We start from the raw sequence: 19209 nt of genomic DNA, 5'->3' as shown, positions 1-19209 counted from the left end.
AGGGAACTACATTTGACTTTTCAGCGAATCGCGGTAATCGTACTGGACAGCGTAGGCATCGGCGAGCAGCCCGACGCCCCCGCATTTGGCGACGAAGGCGCCCATACGCTCGGTCATATCTCCGAACGGGTTCCTTCTTTTTCTTTACCGAATATGGAGAAGATGGGGCTTGGAAATATAGCTCCTTTGCGGCTTGTTGATGCCGCCGTCCGCCCGTCGGCCTATTACGGGAAGATGACCGAGGTATCGGTCGGCAAAGATACGATGACCGGCCATTGGGAGCTTATGGGCTTGCGGGTGACGATCCCGTTCCAGACTTATCCGGAAGGATTTCCGGAGCCGCTCATCCGCATGTTCGAGCGGGAGACGGGCCGGAGCGTCATCGGGAACAAGCCCGCATCGGGAACGGAAATTATCGAAGAGCTCGGCGAGGAGCAATTGCGGACCGGCTCGTGGATCGTATATACGTCGGCGGACAGCGTCTTCCAAATCGCCGCTAACGAGGAAGTCATCCCGCTGGAAGAGCTGTACGAGGCATGCCGGGTCGCCCGCAGGCTGACTATGGGCGAATACGCCGTCGGCCGGGTGATCGCACGCCCGTATGTAGGCAGGAAGCCCGGCGAGTTTAAACGGACGCCGAACCGGCACGATTACGCCGTCAAGCCTCCCGAGCCGACCGTTATGAACCGGCTGAAGGAAGCGGGGTTCGACTGCATCGCCATCGGCAAAATAAACGACATTTTCTCCGGTGAAGGCGTTACCTCGGCTATGCCGACGAAAAGCAACGCCCATGGAATCGAAGAGACGATTCGTGCGCTGGAGCAGCCGTTCCGGGGACTGGCGTTTACGAATCTGGTCGATTTCGATTCGTTGTACGGCCATAGACGGGACCCGATCGGTTATGCCCGGGCGCTGATGGAATTCGACGCAAGGCTGCCGGATATGATGGCCAATATCGGCAGCGACGATCTGCTCATTTTGACGGCCGATCATGGTAACGACCCGGTCCATTCGGGAACGGATCATACGCGGGAGTATGTGCCGCTGCTCGTCTGGAGTCCGCGCTTCCGGACGCCGGGTTCGCTCGGCATTCGCGCGACGTTTGCCGATTTGGGGGCTACCGTCGCCGACAATTTCGGTGTGCCCGCACCCGATCACGGCACGAGCTTCTTGCCTAAACTTGTATGAATACGGGAGGCGCTGCATGAGCGAATTAACGATGGAACAACGTATATCGGAAGCCGTGCGGTTTATCGAGGACGAAATACCGTACTCCCCCGAGGTCGGACTTATTCTCGGTTCGGGGCTAGGCGTGCTGGCTGACGCGATGGAAGACGTAACGGTTATTCATTACGAAGAAATTCCGCATTTTCCGCTGTCCACCGTGGAAGGACATGCGGGCGAATTGCTCGTCGGATTGATCAACGGAAAAAAAGCCGTTCTGATGAAGGGGCGGTTTCATTTGTATGAAGGCTACGACGTGGCGACCGTCTCTTTTCCGGTGCGCGTCATGAAAGCTCTCGGCGTCAAATCGCTGCTCGTTACGAATGCCGCCGGCGGCATTAACACTTCCTTTGCTCCCGGGCAGCTGATGCTCATTCGCGATCATATCAATTTCATGTTCCGTAATCCGTTAATCGGACGCAACGAGAATGCGCTCGGAGTCCGCTTTCCCGACATGTCCGAGGCTTACAGCGCCAAGCTGCGGTCGACGGCACGCGAGGCTGCGGCCGAGCTCGGCTTGGAGCTGCAGGAAGGGGTATATGCCGGATTGCTCGGACCCAGCTATGAGACGCCGGCGGAAATTCGCATGCTGCGCACGATCGGCGCCGACGCGGTCGGCATGTCGACCGTACCCGAAGTAATCGCCGCGCGGCATGCCGGCATCGACGTGCTCGGCATCTCGTGTATCACGAACATGGCCGCAGGTATTCTGGATGCGCATCTATCCCATGCGGAGGTCATGGAAACCGCCGACCGGGTGAAAGAAAGCTTCCTCGGCTTAGTTTCCGCCATTATCCCGAAGCTGTAAGCGGATGTAGCGCGAAGCAGGTTCATTGAAAGATTATAGGCGCAGGAGGTTATACTTCATGGAATTGTCGTATGTGGAACAAATCAATCAAGCGGCCGGGTTCATCCGCTCCCGGATCGGCGGCCCCCTTCCTACAATCGGGCTCGTGCTCGGCTCGGGTCTCGGCGATTTGGCGGATGAAGTAGAAGATGCGGTTAGGATCGATTTCGGCCATATCCCCTACTTCCCGGTTTCAACGGTGGAAGGTCATGCGGGAAGATTCGTGATCGGCAAGCTCGAAGGGAAGCCGGTCATCGTCATGCAGGGACGATTCCATTATTATGAGGGTTATCCGATGCGCACGGTAGTTGCGCCGATCTATGTGATGCGCAAGCTCGGCGTGGAAACCGTAGTCGTGACGAACGCCGCGGGAGGGATGAACCGTGCTTTCCGTCCGGGCGATCTGATGCTGATCTGCGACCATTTGAATATGACCGGGGATCACCCGCTAATCGGCAAAAACGATGCGGAGCTCGGTCCTCGTTTTCCGGACATGTCCGAAGCGTACGACAAGTCGTACAGGGAGCTCGCCCACCGGATATCAAGCCAAATCCGAGGCGATGACGGCAACGCGCTGGAGCTGCAGGAAGGGGTATATTGCGGCATAAGCGGCCCGTCGTACATGACGCCGTCCGAGCTTACTATGCTCGCCAGACTAGGCGGAGACGCGGTCGGGATGTCGACCGTCGCCGAGGTGATAGCCGCACGCCACTGCGGATTGAAGGTACTCGGTATATCGTGCATTACCGATATGGCTATCGGTGAGGAGCTTGAGCCGCTGTCCCACGAGCAGGTGATGGAGGTGGCGAACCGGACGAAGCCGAAGTTCGCCGCGCTCGTCAAAACGTTCGTTCGCGAAGTGAGCGAATAAGCGGTCCGGGAACGGGACAGCCGTGTAAAGGAGGAAGCGGACATGAGAATGGTAGATATTATACAGCATAAGCGCGACGGAGGCCGGTTGACCCGGGAACAGCTTTATTACGCCGTACAAGGCTTCACGCGGGGAGATATTCCGGACTACCAAATGTCCGCTTTTGCGATGGCCGTCTATTTCCGCGGTATGGATGAAGAGGAGATCGCCGATTTGACGATGGCGATGGCCGGCTCCGGAGACGTCGTAAGCTTGACCGGCATTGCGGGCATCAAGGTCGACAAGCATTCGACCGGCGGAGTCGGGGACAAAACAAGTCTGATCGTCGTACCGCTTGTTGCTGCCGCCGGCGTACCGGTCGCCAAAATGTCGGGCCGCGGGCTCGGACATACGGGCGGAACCGTCGATAAGCTGGAATCGATCCGGGGGTTTCGCATCGAGCTGCCTAACGAACAGTTCGTGCGCAACGTCAACGAAAACAAGATGGCGCTTGTCGGGCAAAGCGGCAATCTGGCCCCGGCGGACAAGAAGCTGTACGCGCTGCGCGACGTGACGGCGACGGTCAATTCGATCCCGCTGATCGCTTCCTCGATCATGAGCAAAAAGATCGCTTCCGGCGCCGACGCCATCGTGCTGGACGTCAAGGTCGGCTCCGGCGCGTTCATGAAGTCGCTGGAGGACGCGAAGACGCTCGCTTCCACAATGGTATCGATCGGCAAAAGCCTCAAGCGCCGGACGATCGCCTTGCTGTCCGACATGAGCGAGCCGCTGGGCACGGAAGTGGGCAATGCGAACGAGGTCGCGGAAGCGATTCAAGTGCTGCGCGGCGGCGGCGATGCGCGGCTGAAGGAAATATGCTTGACGCTGGCCGCTTATATGACGGTCGCGGGCGGGGCTTATTCTACATATGACGACGCCCGTATCGGGCTGGACGAACTGCTCCGGTCGGGCCGTGCCGTCGCGACGTTTCGCAAGTTCGTAGAGGCGCAGGGCGGCGATCCGGCGATCGTCGACGACCCGGGGCTGCTTCCGCAAGCAGCGGTACATGTCAGTGTCCGGGCCGAACGGGAAGGCTTCGTGCAATCGATCGATGCGGAGACGGTAGGCGTGACGGCCATGCTTCTCGGGGCGGGGCGGGCGAGAAAAGAAGATGCAATAGATTATTCGGTCGGAATATCGCTTTGCAAAAAAGTAGGCGATCCGGTCAAGTTCGGAGACGTCATCGCCGTTATTCACAGCAACCTGGAAAACAACCGGGATATTGCCGAGCGGCTGCTCGGCGCCTACACGATCGGGTCGGACAAGCCCGAGCCGGTTCCCGTCGTTCATGCCGTTATCGAGTAATATTCGATAAAAGACTGTTCCTGGAGCCGCAGGGACGGTCTCTTTTTTTCGGAGCTTGAGCATCCTGCGAATATTGTCACAAACAAAGGCGGAGCGGCAGGAGTGCACGATGGGCATTGTCGAACATGTGAGAGAAGGACAAAGGGATTCGGAAATACAAGGGGGAGCCATTATGAGTACGGAACGACGTAAGACCGAGCATATCCGGATCTGTTTGGAGGAGGAAGTCGGCAGCAGGACGGGAGGGGCCGGCTTTGGGCAATACCGGTTCCGGCATCGGGCGCTGCCCGAAATCGATTTCGCCGAAATCGATACGTCCGAGCATTGGCTGGGCAGAGAGATGCGGGTCCCGCTATTAATCAGCTCGATGACCGGAGGAACGGAAGAAGCGCATCGAATTAATCGCAATTTGGCCGAAGCGGCCGAACGGCGGGGCTGGGCGATGGGAGTCGGATCGGTTCGCGCGGCGTTGGAGCGCCCGGAGCTGGCGCAGACGTTCCGCGTCAGAGAGGCTGCTCCGACAATACCGATTATCGCGAATATTGGTGCGGTGCAGCTGAATTACGGTTATGGAGCGGACGAATGCCGCCGTGCGGTCGAGCTGGCGGAAGCCGACGGGCTCGTGCTTCATGTGAACGGGATGCAGGAGCTGTTTCAGCCGGAGGGCGACACCAACTTCAAAGGCTTGCTCCGGCGAATCGAACAGTTGTGCTCGGCGCTGCCGATCCCGATCGGCGTGAAGGAAGTCGGCTGGGGAATTGACGGCGAGACGGCGAGACTGCTCGTGGAGGCGGGCGTTTCGTTTGTTGATGTAGCCGGTGCGGGAGGCACCTCGTGGAGTCAAGTGGAGAAATTCCGCACGACGGATCCGATCCGGCGGCTGGCGGCCGAAGCGTTCGCCGATTGGGGAATTCCGACGGCGCAGTGCGTTGTCGAGGCCAAAGCGGCCGCACCGGACTGTCCGCTCATCGCGAGCGGCGGACTGTCGAGCGGCGTGGACGCGGCCAAGGCGCTAGCGCTCGGCGCGGACATCGCCGGCTTCGGCCGCTCGCTGCTCGGTGCCGCCGTCGACAGCGCCGAGGCGGCATCGCAGGCGCTCGAGCGGATCGAGTTCGAGCTGCGAGCGGCCATGTTCGGCATCGGCGCCGCCGATCTGGGCGAGCTGCGCGGAACGCCGCGTTTGGTCCGGGTGGCTGAATATATGTAGGGGACCCTAGTAAAAAAGCTTGAGCGATCAAGCTTTTTTTCGTTGAATGGAATAATAGATTGGGAAGTATAAAGACGGTATCGCCGGCTGTGACAATCTAGTAAACTCCCCCCAAAAAACCGGACTATCCTCGGTTTAATTTGGCCCGAGGAGCAAAAAACCGGGCTATCCCCGGTTTAATTTGCTCCATTGTGCCAAAAACCGGGCTATTCCCGGTTTAATTTGCTCCATTGTGCCAAAAAACCGGGCTATCCTCGGTTTATTTTGGCCCGTTTATGCCAACACTGGTTAGAAGCGATTCCATCTTTGCAGCGAAATCGAATGGAACACGTTTCAACGACGGATCAGGAGGGGTTCAATCTAATGTTCAAACGAGGATTTGCGCGGTTCGCGTGTGCGATGCTGGCTATGGCGCTTGTTATGCCCGCGGCCTATGCGGACGACAAAACGGAGAAAGCGAAGGAAGCCGCTCCGCAAGTCGATCTGGCTCCGAATGCCAGCTCCGCGGTATTGCTGGATGCCGATACCGGCACGGTCTTGTTCGAGAAAAACCGGGATCAGAAGCTGCCTCCCGCCAGCATCACGAAAATTATGACGATGGTGTTGATCATGGAAGCTCTCGATCAAGGCAAAATCAAGCTGGATGAAAAGGTTCGGACAAGCGAGTATGCCGCTTCGATGGGCGGGTCGCAAATTTTTCTGGAACCCGGCGAAGAAATGACGGTCGAAGAAATGCTGAAAGGGATCGCGATGGCTTCCGGCAACGACGCGTCCGTAGCAATGGCCGAGAAAATCGGCGGAACGGAAGAAGCGTTCGTAGGAATGATGAACGCGAAGGCGAAGCAGCTGGGCATGGCGAACACCCATTTCGTCAACGTCAACGGGCTGCCGGCCGACAACCATTATACTTCCTCTTACGATATCGCCCTCATGTCCCGCGAGCTGTTGAAGCATGAGGAGATTACGAAATATACCGGATTGTACCAAGACTATTTGCGCAAAGACTCGGAGAAGCCGTTTTGGCTCGTCAATACGAACAAGCTGGTACGGTTTTATTCCGGTGCGGACGGCTTGAAGACGGGCTATACGAGCGAAGCGAAGTTCTGCCTGTCGGCTACCGCCAAACGCGACAATTTCCGTGTCGTGGCCGTCGTCTTGGGCGAACCGAACACGAAAACCCGCAATGCCGAAGTAACGAAAATGTTCGACTATGCGTTCTCCCAATATACAAGCCATCCGATCTTCAAAACGGGCGACGTGATCGGGACGGTCCGGGTAGAGAAGGGAGAGCAGCCCAAAATCGAGCTGACCGCCAAGCACCAATACAGCGTTCTGATGAAAAAAGGCGACGCCGGAGCGGACATCCGCCACGAGCTCCAGCTGCTGCCCGAGCTGAAGGCGCCGATCGCCTACGGACAGCCTCTCGGAAAGCTGGTCGTGTACAAAGGCGATCAGGTCATCTCCGAATTCCCGGTCGAATCGCCGGTCGAGGTGAAGAAGGCGGGCTGGTGGAAATTGTTGAAACGGACTTCGCTGAAGCTGTTCATGGCCGACTGATGATTGGCGCCATCGTTCCCGGACACCGTACTGGAGTCCGGGAATACCCTTATCGAGGAGGCAAATGGCGAATTCTCGCGAATCCGGGCATAAGTTGTTGAATTATATCGTCTGCGTACTATTTATAGCAGTTTTCTTCTAGTTTTGTCGCCTTGCAGGAATATCCGTCCATTTCGTAGAAATCATAGTCACAACGCGAAAGGAAGTGAGCCTGCCTTGAGTTTGCACATCGAATTGGAGCATCATCGCAGAACGTTGATCGTCCGATTGAAGGGAGAACTCGACCATCATACCGCCGAGACGGTGAAGGTGAAGATGGAAGAGGCGATTTTGAGAGGCGATGTCAATCACGTCGTGCTCAGCATGAAAGATTTGAGTTTCATGGACAGTTCGGGACTCGGGGTCATTCTGGGCCGTTACAAGCTGATTACGGCCAGAGGCGGCAAATTGGTCGTTTGCGACGTCAATCCGGCGGTATACCGGTTGTTCGAGATGTCCGGATTGTTCAAAATTTTGACGATTCAAGAAAACGAAAGACTTGCCTTATCGAGCCTGGAGGTGGTGTCATGAGCCGGACCAATCGCATGCAGCTGCGCTTCGCCAGCTTGTCCGAGAACGAATCGTTCGCCCGTGTTACCGTCGCCGCGTTCGTCTCTCAGCTCGATCCTACGATGGAGGAGCTGACCGATATCAAAACCGTCGTATCCGAAGCGGTAACGAACGCCATCATTCATGGATACGACAATTCGCCGGACGAAGAAATCGAGATTACCGCGATCATCGAAGGCGACCGTTTTACGCTAACCGTCGAAGACAAAGGCAAAGGCATCGAGGATTTGGAGCTGGCCCGCCAGCCGCTGTATACATCGAAGCCGGAATTGGAGCGATCCGGCATGGGCTTCACGATTATCGAGAATTTCATGGACGAAGTGGACATCGTTTCCCAGCCGGGGCATGGGACGAAGGTCGTCATGGTCAAGCAAATCGAATCAAAAAAAGCGCTGTATAACTAGGGGTTTTGCGATATGGATGTCGATTTGAAACATGCCTCTCATACGTACCTGGACGATACGGAAGTGAAACGGCTCATCGCCCTGAGCCAGTCCGGGGATACGGTCGCGCGGGAAACGCTCGTGAATTGCAACATCCGCCTCGTATGGTCGGTCGTTCAGCGTTTTTTGAACCGCGGCTACGAGCCGGAAGATTTGTTTCAGATCGGATGCATCGGACTGCTGAAATCGGTCGACAAGTTCGATTTATCCTACGATGTGAAGTTCTCCACCTACGCGGTACCGATGATTATCGGCGAAATCCAGCGGTTTCTGCGGGATGACGGTACGGTAAAGGTAAGCCGTTCGCTCAAGGAGCTGGCTAACAAGGTGAGGAAGAAGAAGGATGAGCTGTCCAAAAGACTCGGCAGAATGCCTACGATCAAGGAAGTCGCCGATGATTTGGGCATCACGCCGGAGGACGTCGTATTCGCGCAGGAAGCGAACAAGCCGCCATCCTCGATCCACGAAACCGTATTCGAGAACGACGGGGACCCGATAACCCTGATGGATCAAATCGCCGACGAAGGACAGGAGAAATGGTTCGACAAGCTTGCGCTGAACGAAGCGATCGGTACGCTGTCGGAGAGGGAGCGGCTGATCGTCTACCTTCGCTATTTCCGGGACCAGACGCAGTCCGAGGTGGCCAGCCGGCTCGGCATCTCGCAGGTGCAGGTATCCCGGCTGGAGAAGAAAATTTTGCAGTCGATCCGTGAGCAGATCGCGCAGTGAGTTCGAAAATAACGCAAAACCGCTTTCAGCCTTAAGAGGCCGGAGGCGGTTTTTTGCCGTTGCGTCCGCTGCCAAAAAATAGATCGTTTATCGCGTTTCCACGCTCCGCATACTAAAGGAAAGATGATGAAGGAAAGGGAGTGATTCGATGGAACGCACTTTCACTCCGACATTGTATATCCGACTTCGCAAGCGGGCTTCTATCGCACCGGGGCAATCGATAACGCTGGGCTGTGTCGCCCAACTGCTCGCCGAACCGGAGATGGAGCGCACGCTGCTTGATTTGCCGTTATTCAAACCGTCGGAAATGGACGGCAATATCGTCTTGATCGATATGATGCACATCGTCAAAACGATTCGGCGGGTGTACCCGCAGCTAAAAGTGGATTATTTCGGGGAGCCGCATGTGCTCGTCGACGTGCAGACGAAGCCGAAGCCGCCGAACCGGATTGCTCTGGCTGTCGTCTGGGTGCTGCTGTTCGTCGGCTCCGGACTCGCCATTATGAATTTTCACGAAGACGTCAGCATGATGGAGGTGCATCAGCGCATTTATGAAATGATAACGGGAAGACGGTCGGAACATCCTTACTGGCTGCAAATCCCGTATTCGATCGGGCTCGGCGCGGGGATGGTCATTTTCTTCAACCAATTGTTCAAAAAACGGTTCAGCGAGGAGCCGAGTCCGCTCGAGGTCGAAATGTTTTCTTATCAGGAAAGCCTAAACCATTACGTCATTACCGAGGAATACAAGAAGATGCTTCACTCCGCTCCGGCCGAGCCGCCGGCAGGCGAACCGGATCGCCCGGACCGGAACGCCGGAGGTTCGGCATGAGCTTGGTATGGGGAAATATTGCGGCTATTTTGATCGGATTATCGGGGGGACTGGCGGTCGGAGGCGGAATGGTTTCCTTCCTGATCGTACTCGATATCGTGCCCCGGCTCGCGCAGATGACGCGGACTTTCGATCGCGTACACGTTTTTGAAGCAGCCATGGTAGCGGGAGTGCTGTTCTGGACGTTCGCCGATTTTTTCGATTGGGGGATACGGGGCGCGCCGATCCTTGCATCGATATTCGGTCTGCTCGCCGGCTGCTTTATCGGTATGCTCGCCGGAGCGCTTACCGAAGTGCTTAATGTGCTGCCGATCATGGCGAAGCGTCTGGGCTTGGGGGGATATATCGTCTGGCTGCTTATGGCGATGGTGCTCGGCAAAGTGGCAGGCTCGCTATTCGAATGGATCGTATTCCGTATCTGAACGAGTACGTTATCGACAGGAGGTACCGCTAAATGGGAACTGATACGAAGAAACGAGCTTCCGGTACGATCAAAATAGGACGGAGGCGAGCCGAGGACAAAAAGATCGACGCCCGCGAGCTGTTGACCGACGAAGAGCTCGGCTTGAAGGAACAAGACGAAATTCCCGGCAGTATCGAAGAGATCGAAAAGGCGCTGGAGGAGAAGACAGGCCTGAACGTCAGCTTCGATCTCGTCTTCCGGGTCATGGAGTTCGGGACGAAAAGAACCGCTTTTTTCTTTGCCAACGGCTTCGCGAAGGACGCCGTCTTGACGGATATAATCATGAGGCTGTCTCATTTGCAGCGCGATCAGGTCGTGCCGGATACGCTGACGAGTTTTTTGAGGAAATACGTATCGCACATCCAGGTTGTGCCGGTCGAACAGTTCGACAAAGCGATTAGCTTCGCGTTGAGCGGCTCAACCGTATTTTTTATAGATAATGAATCGACCGCTCTCGTCATCGACGCCAAAAACTATCCGGGCCGCTCGATCGAAGAACCCGATCTCGAACGGGTCGTTCGCGGTGCGCGCGACGGATTCGTCGAGACGCTGATGACGAACGTTACGTTGGTTCGGCGGCGTATCCGCGACCCGAGACTGAAGCTGGAGCTGATGTCGGTCGGCGAACGGACCAAAACCGACGTGTGCATCGGCTATATAAGCGATATCGCCGATCCGAAGCTCGTCGAGTCGCTGCGCGACAAGATCGGCAAGGTGAAAATAGACGGCATACCGCTTGGAGACAAGCAGCTGGAGGAAGCGGTCATCGGCAAAGGATGGAATCCTTATCCGTCCGTGCGATATTCGGAGCGTCCGGACGTCGTCAGCTCGCATATGCTCGAAGGTCACGTCATCATATTCGCGGATACGTCGCCGAGCGTCATGATCCTGCCTACGACGTTTTTCCACCTCGTGCAGCATGTCGAAGAATACAGGCAGACCCCCTTCGTAGGCAGCTATTTGCGCTGGGTCCGGTTTATAGGCATATTCGCATCGTTGTTTTTGCTGCCGCTCTGGTTTTTGCTCGTTATGAATCCCGAGCTGAAGCCGGCCGGACTTGAATTTCTCGGCCCCCAGAAGACAGGGAAGCTGCCGATGCTCGTCCAGTTTCTGATGGTCGAGGTCGGGGTTGACATGATGCGGCTTGCCGCAGTGCATACGCCTTCTCCGCTGACGGTGGCGATGGGGCTGGTCGCGGCCATCCTGGTGGGCGATATCGCGGTCAAAACCGGCTTGTTCATTAACGAGGTGATCATGTACATGGCGGTCGCGGCGGTCGGGATGTTCGCCACGCCGAGCTATGAGCTGGGTCTCGCCAATCGTCTTGTCCGTCTGGCGCTTCTCGTCTTGGTGGCGGCATTCAAAATCCCGGGACTCGTGATCGGCGTGACGGTATGGCTCATTTGGCTGGGAGTATCACGTTCGTATAACACTCCTTACATGTGGCCTTTCATTCCGTTTAATGCGAAGGCGATGCTGTCGATTCTGTTCCGCAGGCCGATACTCGCATCCAAGCACAGGCCAAGCATTACGAAGGCGACTGATTCAAGGCGCATGCCGGAAAACGATTCGCCGGAGCCAAGCTCGTGACCCGTCACGGGCTTGTTCCGTGTTCGGGTAATGAAGGAAGGGGGGGATTATTTGGGGGTTACTTTAGGGGGCTCCCCCGAAAGTAATTGGAATAAGCTGCGGAGAGTCGCTTCACTTTCGGGGGATTAGGTGTTGTATTGTCAAGGAAGCGGCGCTGTGGTAACGTAGAAGAAAGCTTACGACAAGCGGTGGACTATCATATCGAACCAGGGAAAGAGGAACCGGACATGTATTTGCACGGAACTAGTAAAATCAACGCGGCCGGGCGGCTTGAAATCGGGGGATGCGATACCTCGGAGCTTGCCGCCAAATTCGGTACGCCGCTTTATGTATTCGACGAGGAGCTCATTCGCCGTCGCTGCCGGGAATTTGTGGAAGCGTTCCGCGCGACGGGGCTGCAATTCCAGGTCGCCTATGCAAGCAAAGCATTTTGCGTGATGGCTATGTGTAGAATCGCGGAGGAGGAAGGACTGTCGCTCGACGTCGTCTCCGACGGGGAGCTGTATACGGCTCTGCGCGCGGGCTTTCCGGCGAGCCGCATCCATTTTCACGGCAACAACAAAACGCCGGAGGAGATCGAGATGGCGCTTGACGCCAAGATCGGCTGCGTCGTCGTCGACAACTTCACGGAGCTTCACTTGCTGAACGAAGTCGCAAAGCAAAAGGGCGCCGTCATGAACATTTTGTTCCGGGTGACGCCCGGCGTCGAAGCGCACACGCATGAATTCATTTCCACCGGGCAGACGGACACGAAATTCGGCTTCGATATCGGCAACGGATCGGCTTTTCAAGCGATTCGCGAAGCGATGACTCTCAAAAACGTGAACATTCTCGGTGTTCATTCCCATATCGGGTCGCAAATTTTCGAGGTGGACGGCTTCCGCATGGCTGCGGAGCGGGTAGCGGAATTCGCCCAAACGGTACGTGAAGAGCTCGGCGTTACGTTCGCCGTCATCAATTTGGGCGGGGGCTTTGGCATCCGCTATGTGGAGGGAGATAGCCCGCTTCCGCTCTCGCAATACGTGGCTGCGATTACCGATTCGATCAAGTCGCTTTTTGCCAAGCACCACTATCCGCTTCCCGAAATTTGGATCGAACCGGGCCGAAGCATCGTGGGCGATGCCGGTACGACGCTGTATACGGTCGGTTCGTCGAAAAATATACCGGGCGTCCGCAAATACGTATCCGTTGACGGCGGCATGACCGACAATCCGCGTCCCGCACTGTACGACGCGAAGTATGAAGCGATTCTCGCGAACCGCGCCAAAGATCCGAACGAGGAGACTGTCTCGATTGCGGGCAAATGCTGCGAGACGGGCGATATGCTCATTTGGGATTTGGAGCTGCCGAAGACGCAGTCCGGAGACCTTTTGGCCGTATCGTGCACAGGGGCTTACAACTACTCGATGGCGAGCAACTATAACAGGCTCCGTCGACCGGCTGTCGTGTTCGTCCGAGACGGCGAAGCGGATCTCGTCGTACGCCGGGAGACGTTCGAGGACGTGGCAGGCAAGGATACGCTGCCCGAACGGATGCGCAAGCAGCCGGTCGCTAGAAGCTGACCCAATTCAATACTTATATCGAACGGCGCCGGCCCCTCCGGAGAAGATCGCTTCTTCTTCGAGGGCGCTCGAGCGTTGTTCTTTTTCATTCCGTTTGGGGAGAAGAGGCGAACAACCGTGGAAAAATACTGGAAACGGAATTTGTATGTGCTGTGGGTAGGTGTTTTTTTCTGCGGAATGGCGTTTTCGATGGTAGTGCCTTTCCTGTCGCTCTACATTAGCAGCGAGCTTGGAGTCGAATCGCATCTGGAGCTATGGTCCGGGTTCGCATTCGGCATCACTTTTTTGGCGGGAGCGCTTATCGCCCCGTTCTGGGGATCTTTGTCGGACAAGTACGGACGCAAGCCGATGCTGATCCGCTCAGGACTTTCGTTATGTCTTGTCTATGTTTTGACCGCATTCGTTAGGAACCCGTACGAGTTGATTGCCGTGCGAATATTGTCCGGTTTGCTGGCGGGGTACGTGCCTTCCGCGATTGCGCTCGTCGGGACGAACACTCCCGAGAAAAAAGTCGGTTACGCGCTCGGCATTATGTCTACGGCATCCGCGGCAGGCAGCGTCTTAGGGCCGATGGTCGGAGGAATGATGAGCACATTCGTAGGGTACCGGGAAGCGTTCCTGCTGTCCGGGGCTGTCGTGCTTATCTCCGCGTTGGTAGCTTGGCTGGGGGTAAAGGAACACAATTTCAACCGGAATCGTCCCCGTTCGCACGTGCTGGACGATTTAAAGTCGGCGGCGGCCAACCCGCCCTTGATGAATCAACTGATCATCGCTTTGATCGTAACCAGCTCCGTTATGGTGCTTGAACCGCTCTTGACGATCTATGTGCTGAAGATGGGCGTCTCGCACAACGACGCTTCGCTCAGCTCGGGGATCATCTTCTCGGCGGTAGGGATCGCCACCATATTGGCCGCGCCGCAATGGGGGAAAATCGGGGAGCGGATCGGGTATCGCAACACGTTAATGATCGGATTGATCGGCGGCGGAATCGGCAACATGTTGCAAGTATTTTTCCATAATATTTTCGGATTCGGCATATTGAGGTTCATGTACGGACTGTTCTTCGCCGCCGTCTATCCTTCCTTGAACGCGCTCATCGTCAAGTCGACGGCTCCGGAATTCCGCGGCAGAGCGTTCAGTCTCAATCAGTCGGCAAACCAGCTGGGCAACATGGCGGGACCGATTGCCGGAGGCGCATTGGGCGGCTGGATCTCGATTCCGGTCGTGTTCGTGCTGAACGGCATTTTGCTGATCATTGCTTCGGCTACGGTAAAGCTGCAGACGATGAGGCTGGCGAAGGCAAGAGGCAAGGGCGAGACGGTTTAGGCTATGCACAACAAAAAAACACAACGACGATTTTGTCGCTGTGTTTTTTGTCTTACATTTCGAGGTTGCCGCAAGTACTTGGAATAAGCTTCGAAGCAAGAACTCCACTATGTGGGGTGATTTTCCCTAATTTCGGGTCCCCGCAAAGTACTTGGAATCAGCTTCGAGGCAAGAACTCCACTATGTGGGGTGATTTTCCCTAATTTCGGGTTCCCGCAAAGTACTTGGAATAAGCTTCGAAGTCATACTCCACTTTGTGGGGGAATATTACGCCTCGTCCCAAACTTTAACTTCTTTCATTTTGTCGCCTGCACGGGTCGCATCGACGTATTCCATCCCTTTGACCACTTTGCCGAAAACGGTATGTACGCCGTCGAGATGAGGCTGAGGCTGGTAGCAGATGAAAAACTGGCTGCCGCCGGTATTTCTTCCGGCATGGGCCATCGAGAGCGTGCCGCGCTCGTGCTTGCTTACGTTCGTGGACGTTTCGCAATCGATCGAATACCCGGGGCCGCCGGTTCCGGTTCCGTGAGGACAACCGCCTTGAGCGACGAAGCCTTTGATGACGCGGTGGAACGTCAAGCCGTTGTAGAAGCCGGAATTGGCCAGCTTCTCGAAGTTGGCGACCGTGTTAGGCGCTTCTTCGGGATAAAAATCGATCAATACTTTCTCGCCGTTTTCCAGCTCGATGCTTCCTTTTTTTGCCATTGTGAATTCCTCCCTTGCTTGTCCAAAGCTCTATTCATTGTACTGGAAAACCGGACCGATTTCAAAGCGGATCGGCCAATAAATTTCGGGCTGGAGAAAAACTCCTTGCACTTCATTGTTTTCCTATGGTAATATGCTGTACAATACTAGTGCAAGAAACGATTTTCCTTCGGGGCAGGGTGAAATTCCCAACCGGCGGTGATTTCGGCTCCATGCCGAGGACGGCAGTATGGTCCTCGCGGCGTCGAATTAGTCCGTGACCCGTGACGGGACGCAAGTTCCGCCCGGTGGACCTGGTGCAAGTCCGGGACCGACAGTATAGTCTGGATGGGAGAAGGAATCGGGCAGAATGACCACATCAACTTCGCGCCGAACATGTGCTTTTTTTCACATGAACGTACCGCCGTCTTTGGTGCGGCCAATTCGGCCATGGCCGCGGATCGATTCCGCGGTGCATGACCGGTGTCACTGTAAGCGCACGAGCGCAGCGGGACTACGTCCAAGCCCGATCAGGACGTCTGTTTGCGCATGCTTGAATTACGCGCGAGTGTCGCAATGTCCTGACTTTCCCGCCCCTTTACGATGCGTAAAGGGGTTTTTGTCGTTAAAGAACTTTGACGGAATAGCATACCTGCTCTCTGATAACTGGGGCTTGCCGGTCCACAAAGCCCAGAGGCGGTCGTCAGTCAGGGCGGTAATTCCGTTAAAGTTCCTAAGGGCTGCTTTGCAATAACGCGTTCCGGTAACGCGGCGGCTCCGATAGGTCTACCTTCCGTATAGGCGGTGAGAAAAGTTGGAAATGCTGAACGATGAGTACTACATGCGGCTCGCGCTGCAGTTGGCGGAAAAAGCGCTTGGGCAGACGGGGATCAATCCGGTCGTCGGCTGCGTTATCGTCAAGGAAGGCCGAATCGTCGGACTCGGCTCCCATCTGCAGCGGGGCAGCCACCATGCGGAGGTGAACGCGCTTCTGATGGCGGGCAAGGAGGCGGAAGGCGGCACCGCCTACGTGACGCTCGAGCCGTGCAGCTTCTACGGGCGGACGCCGCCTTGCGCGGACCGTCTCGTGGCGGAGAAGATCAGCCGCGTCGTAGTGGCGTGTACCGACCCGAATCCGAAGGTTGCCGGAACCGGCATCGAGAAATTGCGCAGCCACGGAGTCCGAGTCGATGTAGGAGTACTGGAGCAGGAGGCGAGGCAGCTCAATGAAATGTTCAACAAATTCATCGTCACCCGGCTGCCTTTCGTCACGCTGAAATCGGCGACTACGCTGGACGGGAAAATCGCGTCCAGAAGCGGAGACAGCAAATGGATCAGCGGGGACGCTTCGCGCGCCCAAGTCCATATGCTCCGGCATCGGCACCAGGCCATTATGGTCGGCGTCGAGACGGTAATCGCCGACGATCCGCTGCTGACGGCAAGGCTCGAGGTTGCGGCCATCCAGCCGGTCCGGCTTGTTGTCGACTCGAAGCTGCGTATTCCGCTCGATGCCAAGGTCGTCAAAGACCAATCGGCGAAAACGATCGTTCTTACGACGAATCAGGCCTCGATTGAGCAGATCATGCGCTTGAACGCTCTAGGGGTTGAAGTGATCAAATGCGGGGACGGTCCCCGTGTGGATTTGCGGAAAGCGATGGCGACGATGACGGAGCGTGAAATCGGCTCGATCCTGCTAGAGGGCGGCGGCAGATTGAACGGCGCGATGCTCGAAGCCGGATTGGTCGACAAAATCGTCTTATATTTGGCCCCCAAAATCGTCGGAGGGGCTGATGCTCCGGGAGCGTTCGCACTCGCAGGCTTCGAACGCATGGCGGACGCGATTGCGCTCGAACGGGTGACGATAGAGCGTATCGGCGACGATTGCTGCATAACGGGATACCCTCGATCGGAGAGGAGGCAGGAGGCATGTTCACCGGAATCATAGAAGAGATGGGAACAATGAGGCGAGTCGGCAAGCAGGGGCAAGCGATGATATTGACCGTCGAGGCGTCCAAAATATTGGAGGACGTAAGACTTGGCGACAGCATCTCCGTAAACGGCGTCTGCTTGACCGTAGTTGCGTTTGACGGTTCTTCCTTCACCGTCGACGTCATGCCGGAGACGTTCCGCAAAACGACGCTCCAACATTTACAGCCGGGTACCCGGGTTAACCTGGAAAGAGCGATGCCCGCGAACGGCAGATTCGGCGGACACATCGTACAGGGACATGTCGACACGCCGGGGCGGATCGTATCCCGGCATACGGAACAAAACGCGGTTGTGTTCCGCGTGGAGCCCGACGATTCGAGCCGGATGAAGTACGTGATCCCTCACGGCTCCATTACGCTTGACGGCATCAGTCTGACGGTCGTCAACGTCGAGGAGAACGCATTTACCGTATCGATCATCCCTCATACTTTGGCGCAAACGGTTCTAAACGGGAAGATGCCCGGTGACCGGGTCAATATCGAATTTGATTTGCTCGGCAAATATATCGACAGACTGCTATCGTTCGGGAGACGGGAAGAGGCGCCTGCCGGACAGTCCGGAGAACGGTTGACGATGGAATTTCTGTCCAAGCACGGATTCATGTGAACGAAGCGGAGCTATAGAGAGAAGCTTATCAGGAGAGGTGAGAACGATGCAGCAGTCTGTGAAGATGCACACGATCGAAGAGGCGATATACGACCTGATGCTTGGGAAAGTGATCATCGTGGTCGATGACGAAGACCGCGAGAATGAGGGCGATTTTATCGCATTGGCCGATAAGGCGACACCCGAAGTGATCAATTTCATGATCAAGGAAGGCCGCGGTCTCGTATGCGTGCCGATTACGGAAGAGCGCGCCGAGGAGCTCGATCTGCCTCCCATGGTCGCCAAAAATACGGATTACCACGGAACGGCCTTCACCGTTTCGGTAGACCATAACGGAACGACGACGGGAATATCCGCATACGAACGGGCGCGCACGGTGCAAGCCTTGATCGATCCGAATACGCGTCCCGACGATTTCCGCAGACCGGGCCATATGTTCCCGCTGATCGCGAAAAAAGGCGGCGTGCTGCGCAGGGCAGGACATACGGAGGCGGCTGTCGATCTCGCGCGGATGTGCGGCTCTTATCCGGCAGCGGTCATATGCGAGGTAATCAAAGAAGACGGGACGATGGCTCGCGTTCCGGATCTTGCGGAAATTGCCGTCAAGCACGATTTGAAGATCATCACGATCAAAGATTTGATCCATTACCGCAACGAGAAGGAGAAGCTCGTCAAGCGCGAGGTGGAGATCAAGCTTCCGACCGATTTCGGCATGTTCGCCGCCATAGCCTATTCGAATGAAGTCAACAACCAGGAGCATGTCGCGCTTGTCAAAGGAAAAATCGATCCCGATCAGCCGGTTCTCGTCCGGATGCATTCGGAATGCTTGACCGGTGACGTATTCCATTCGCATAGATGCGATTGCGGACCCCAGCTGGCCGCGGCGCTCGAGCGGATCAATGCGGAAGGGTCGGGCGTGCTCGTCTACCTGCGTCAGGAAGGGCGGGGCATCGGGCTGATCAACAAATTGAAAGCTTATGTGCTGCAGGAGCAGGGATTCGACACGGTTGACGCGAATATTAAATTAGGATTCGCACCCGATTTGCGCGATTACGGGATCGGCGCACAAATTTTGAAAGATTTGGGTGTGCGCAAAATCCGGTTGTTGACGAACAATCCGAGAAAAATACGCGGACTCGAAGGATACGGCATGGAAATCGTCGGACGGGTTCCGATCCAAATGGAAGAGAACGAAGACAATCGGTTTTATTTGCGGACCAAGCAGCAAAAGCTCGGTCATCTGCTTAACTTCGAACAAGGCGACGGGGCCGGCATTTGACCGCGATCCCGCCTATTTTCGGATCAAAACCATACTAGAGGAGA

The 19209-nt window shown here is 56.1% G+C and carries 18 protein-coding genes and 1 riboswitch; of the genes, 17 read left to right on the top strand and 1 reads right to left on the bottom strand.

Annotation, left to right across the window (positions count from 1 at the left end):
• The first annotated feature begins 12 nt into the window (after positions 1 to 12).
• The 14 genes from FE783_RS06145 (at position 13) to FE783_RS06080 (ending at position 14604) form a co-directional block, all read left to right on the top strand.
• Positions 13 to 1188, top strand: coding sequence for a phosphopentomutase (locus FE783_RS06145; RefSeq protein WP_138878470.1), 1176 nt, complete (start codon positions 13 to 15; stop codon positions 1186 to 1188).
• A gap of 16 nt (positions 1189 to 1204) precedes the next feature.
• A complete protein-coding gene (locus tag FE783_RS06140; RefSeq protein ID WP_138878469.1) occupies positions 1205 to 2032 on the top strand; it encodes a purine-nucleoside phosphorylase in 828 nt (275 codons plus the stop codon).
• Between the two features lie 58 nt (positions 2033 to 2090).
• The gene (locus tag FE783_RS06135; protein WP_138878468.1) at positions 2091 to 2942 is read left to right on the top strand and encodes a purine-nucleoside phosphorylase; all 852 of its coding nucleotides are present in this window, start codon (positions 2091 to 2093) and stop codon (positions 2940 to 2942) included.
• 42 nt (positions 2943 to 2984) lie between these two features.
• Positions 2985 to 4286: a pyrimidine-nucleoside phosphorylase gene (locus tag FE783_RS06130; protein WP_138878467.1), complete on the top strand. Its 1302-nt coding sequence runs from the start codon at positions 2985 to 2987 to the stop codon at positions 4284 to 4286.
• A 172-nt stretch (positions 4287 to 4458) separates the two neighbouring features.
• Entirely contained in the window at positions 4459 to 5493 is a 1035-nt protein-coding gene (fni, locus tag FE783_RS06125; protein WP_238402889.1) for a type 2 isopentenyl-diphosphate Delta-isomerase, read from the top strand.
• A 363-nt stretch (positions 5494 to 5856) separates the two neighbouring features.
• Positions 5857 to 7050: a D-alanyl-D-alanine carboxypeptidase family protein gene (locus FE783_RS06120; protein WP_138878465.1), complete on the top strand. Its 1194-nt coding sequence runs from the start codon at positions 5857 to 5859 to the stop codon at positions 7048 to 7050.
• Between the two features lie 216 nt (positions 7051 to 7266).
• A complete protein-coding gene (gene spoIIAA / locus FE783_RS06115) occupies positions 7267 to 7620 on the top strand; it encodes an anti-sigma F factor antagonist (protein WP_138878464.1) in 354 nt (117 codons plus the stop codon).
• Positions 7617 to 8063 carry an anti-sigma F factor gene (gene spoIIAB / locus FE783_RS06110; RefSeq protein WP_138878463.1) on the top strand — a complete coding sequence of 149 codons (447 nt, stop codon included), beginning with the start codon at positions 7617 to 7619 and terminating at the stop codon, positions 8061 to 8063. Before spoIIAA ends, spoIIAB begins: the two co-directional genes overlap by 4 nt.
• A gap of 12 nt (positions 8064 to 8075) precedes the next feature.
• The gene (sigF, locus tag FE783_RS06105; protein ID WP_138878462.1) at positions 8076 to 8831 is read left to right on the top strand and encodes an RNA polymerase sporulation sigma factor SigF; all 756 of its coding nucleotides are present in this window, start codon (positions 8076 to 8078) and stop codon (positions 8829 to 8831) included.
• 148 nt (positions 8832 to 8979) lie between these two features.
• Positions 8980 to 9663, top strand: a complete 684-nt coding sequence (locus FE783_RS06100; protein WP_138878461.1) for a stage V sporulation protein AA — start codon at positions 8980 to 8982, stop codon at positions 9661 to 9663.
• The gene (locus tag FE783_RS06095) at positions 9660 to 10085 is read left to right on the top strand and encodes a stage V sporulation protein AB (RefSeq protein WP_138878460.1); all 426 of its coding nucleotides are present in this window, start codon (positions 9660 to 9662) and stop codon (positions 10083 to 10085) included. The genes FE783_RS06100 and FE783_RS06095 overlap by 4 nt, the downstream gene beginning before the upstream one ends.
• 32 nt (positions 10086 to 10117) lie before the next feature.
• Complete coding sequence (locus tag FE783_RS06090; protein WP_138878459.1) at positions 10118 to 11716, top strand: spore germination protein; 1599 nt, start codon at positions 10118 to 10120, stop codon at positions 11714 to 11716.
• 227 nt (positions 11717 to 11943) lie between these two features.
• Positions 11944 to 13278, top strand: coding sequence for a diaminopimelate decarboxylase (lysA, locus tag FE783_RS06085; RefSeq protein ID WP_138878458.1), 1335 nt, complete (start codon positions 11944 to 11946; stop codon positions 13276 to 13278).
• A gap of 117 nt (positions 13279 to 13395) precedes the next feature.
• Positions 13396 to 14604 (top strand): MFS transporter, encoded by a 1209-nt coding sequence (locus FE783_RS06080; RefSeq protein WP_138878457.1) that lies wholly within the window; start codon positions 13396 to 13398, stop codon positions 14602 to 14604.
• Positions 14605 to 14871: 267 nt separating this feature from the next.
• Here FE783_RS06080 and FE783_RS06075 read toward each other — a convergent pair whose 3' ends face one another.
• The gene (locus FE783_RS06075; protein ID WP_138878456.1) at positions 14872 to 15312 is read right to left on the bottom strand and encodes a peptidylprolyl isomerase; all 441 of its coding nucleotides are present in this window, start codon (positions 15310 to 15312) and stop codon (positions 14872 to 14874) included.
• A 161-nt stretch (positions 15313 to 15473) separates the two neighbouring features.
• A riboswitch (FMN riboswitch) is annotated at positions 15474 to 15655 on the top strand.
• A gap of 456 nt (positions 15656 to 16111) precedes the next feature.
• Here FE783_RS06075 and ribD point away from each other — a divergent pair.
• From ribD to FE783_RS06060, 3 genes are read left to right on the top strand one after another with little or no spacing between them, the layout of a single operon-like run.
• A complete protein-coding gene (ribD, locus tag FE783_RS06070) occupies positions 16112 to 17236 on the top strand; it encodes a bifunctional diaminohydroxyphosphoribosylaminopyrimidine deaminase/5-amino-6-(5-phosphoribosylamino)uracil reductase RibD (RefSeq protein WP_138878757.1) in 1125 nt (374 codons plus the stop codon).
• Positions 17218 to 17886: a riboflavin synthase gene (gene ribE, locus FE783_RS06065; RefSeq protein WP_138878455.1), complete on the top strand. Its 669-nt coding sequence runs from the start codon at positions 17218 to 17220 to the stop codon at positions 17884 to 17886. Before ribD ends, ribE begins: the two co-directional genes overlap by 19 nt.
• Before the next feature lie 46 nt (positions 17887 to 17932).
• A complete protein-coding gene (locus FE783_RS06060) occupies positions 17933 to 19165 on the top strand; it encodes a bifunctional 3,4-dihydroxy-2-butanone-4-phosphate synthase/GTP cyclohydrolase II (RefSeq protein ID WP_138878454.1) in 1233 nt (410 codons plus the stop codon).
• Positions 19166 to 19209 lie beyond the last annotated feature (44 nt).

Origin of the sequence: Paenibacillus mesophilus, from assembly GCF_005938385.1 — a bacterium.
GTDB classification, from domain to species: Bacteria; Bacillota; Bacilli; order Paenibacillales; family NBRC-103111; genus Paenibacillus_AB; species Paenibacillus_AB mesophilus.
The sequence above is the reverse complement of the archived record's forward strand: the minus strand, read 5'-3'. Positions and strand labels throughout refer to the sequence as shown.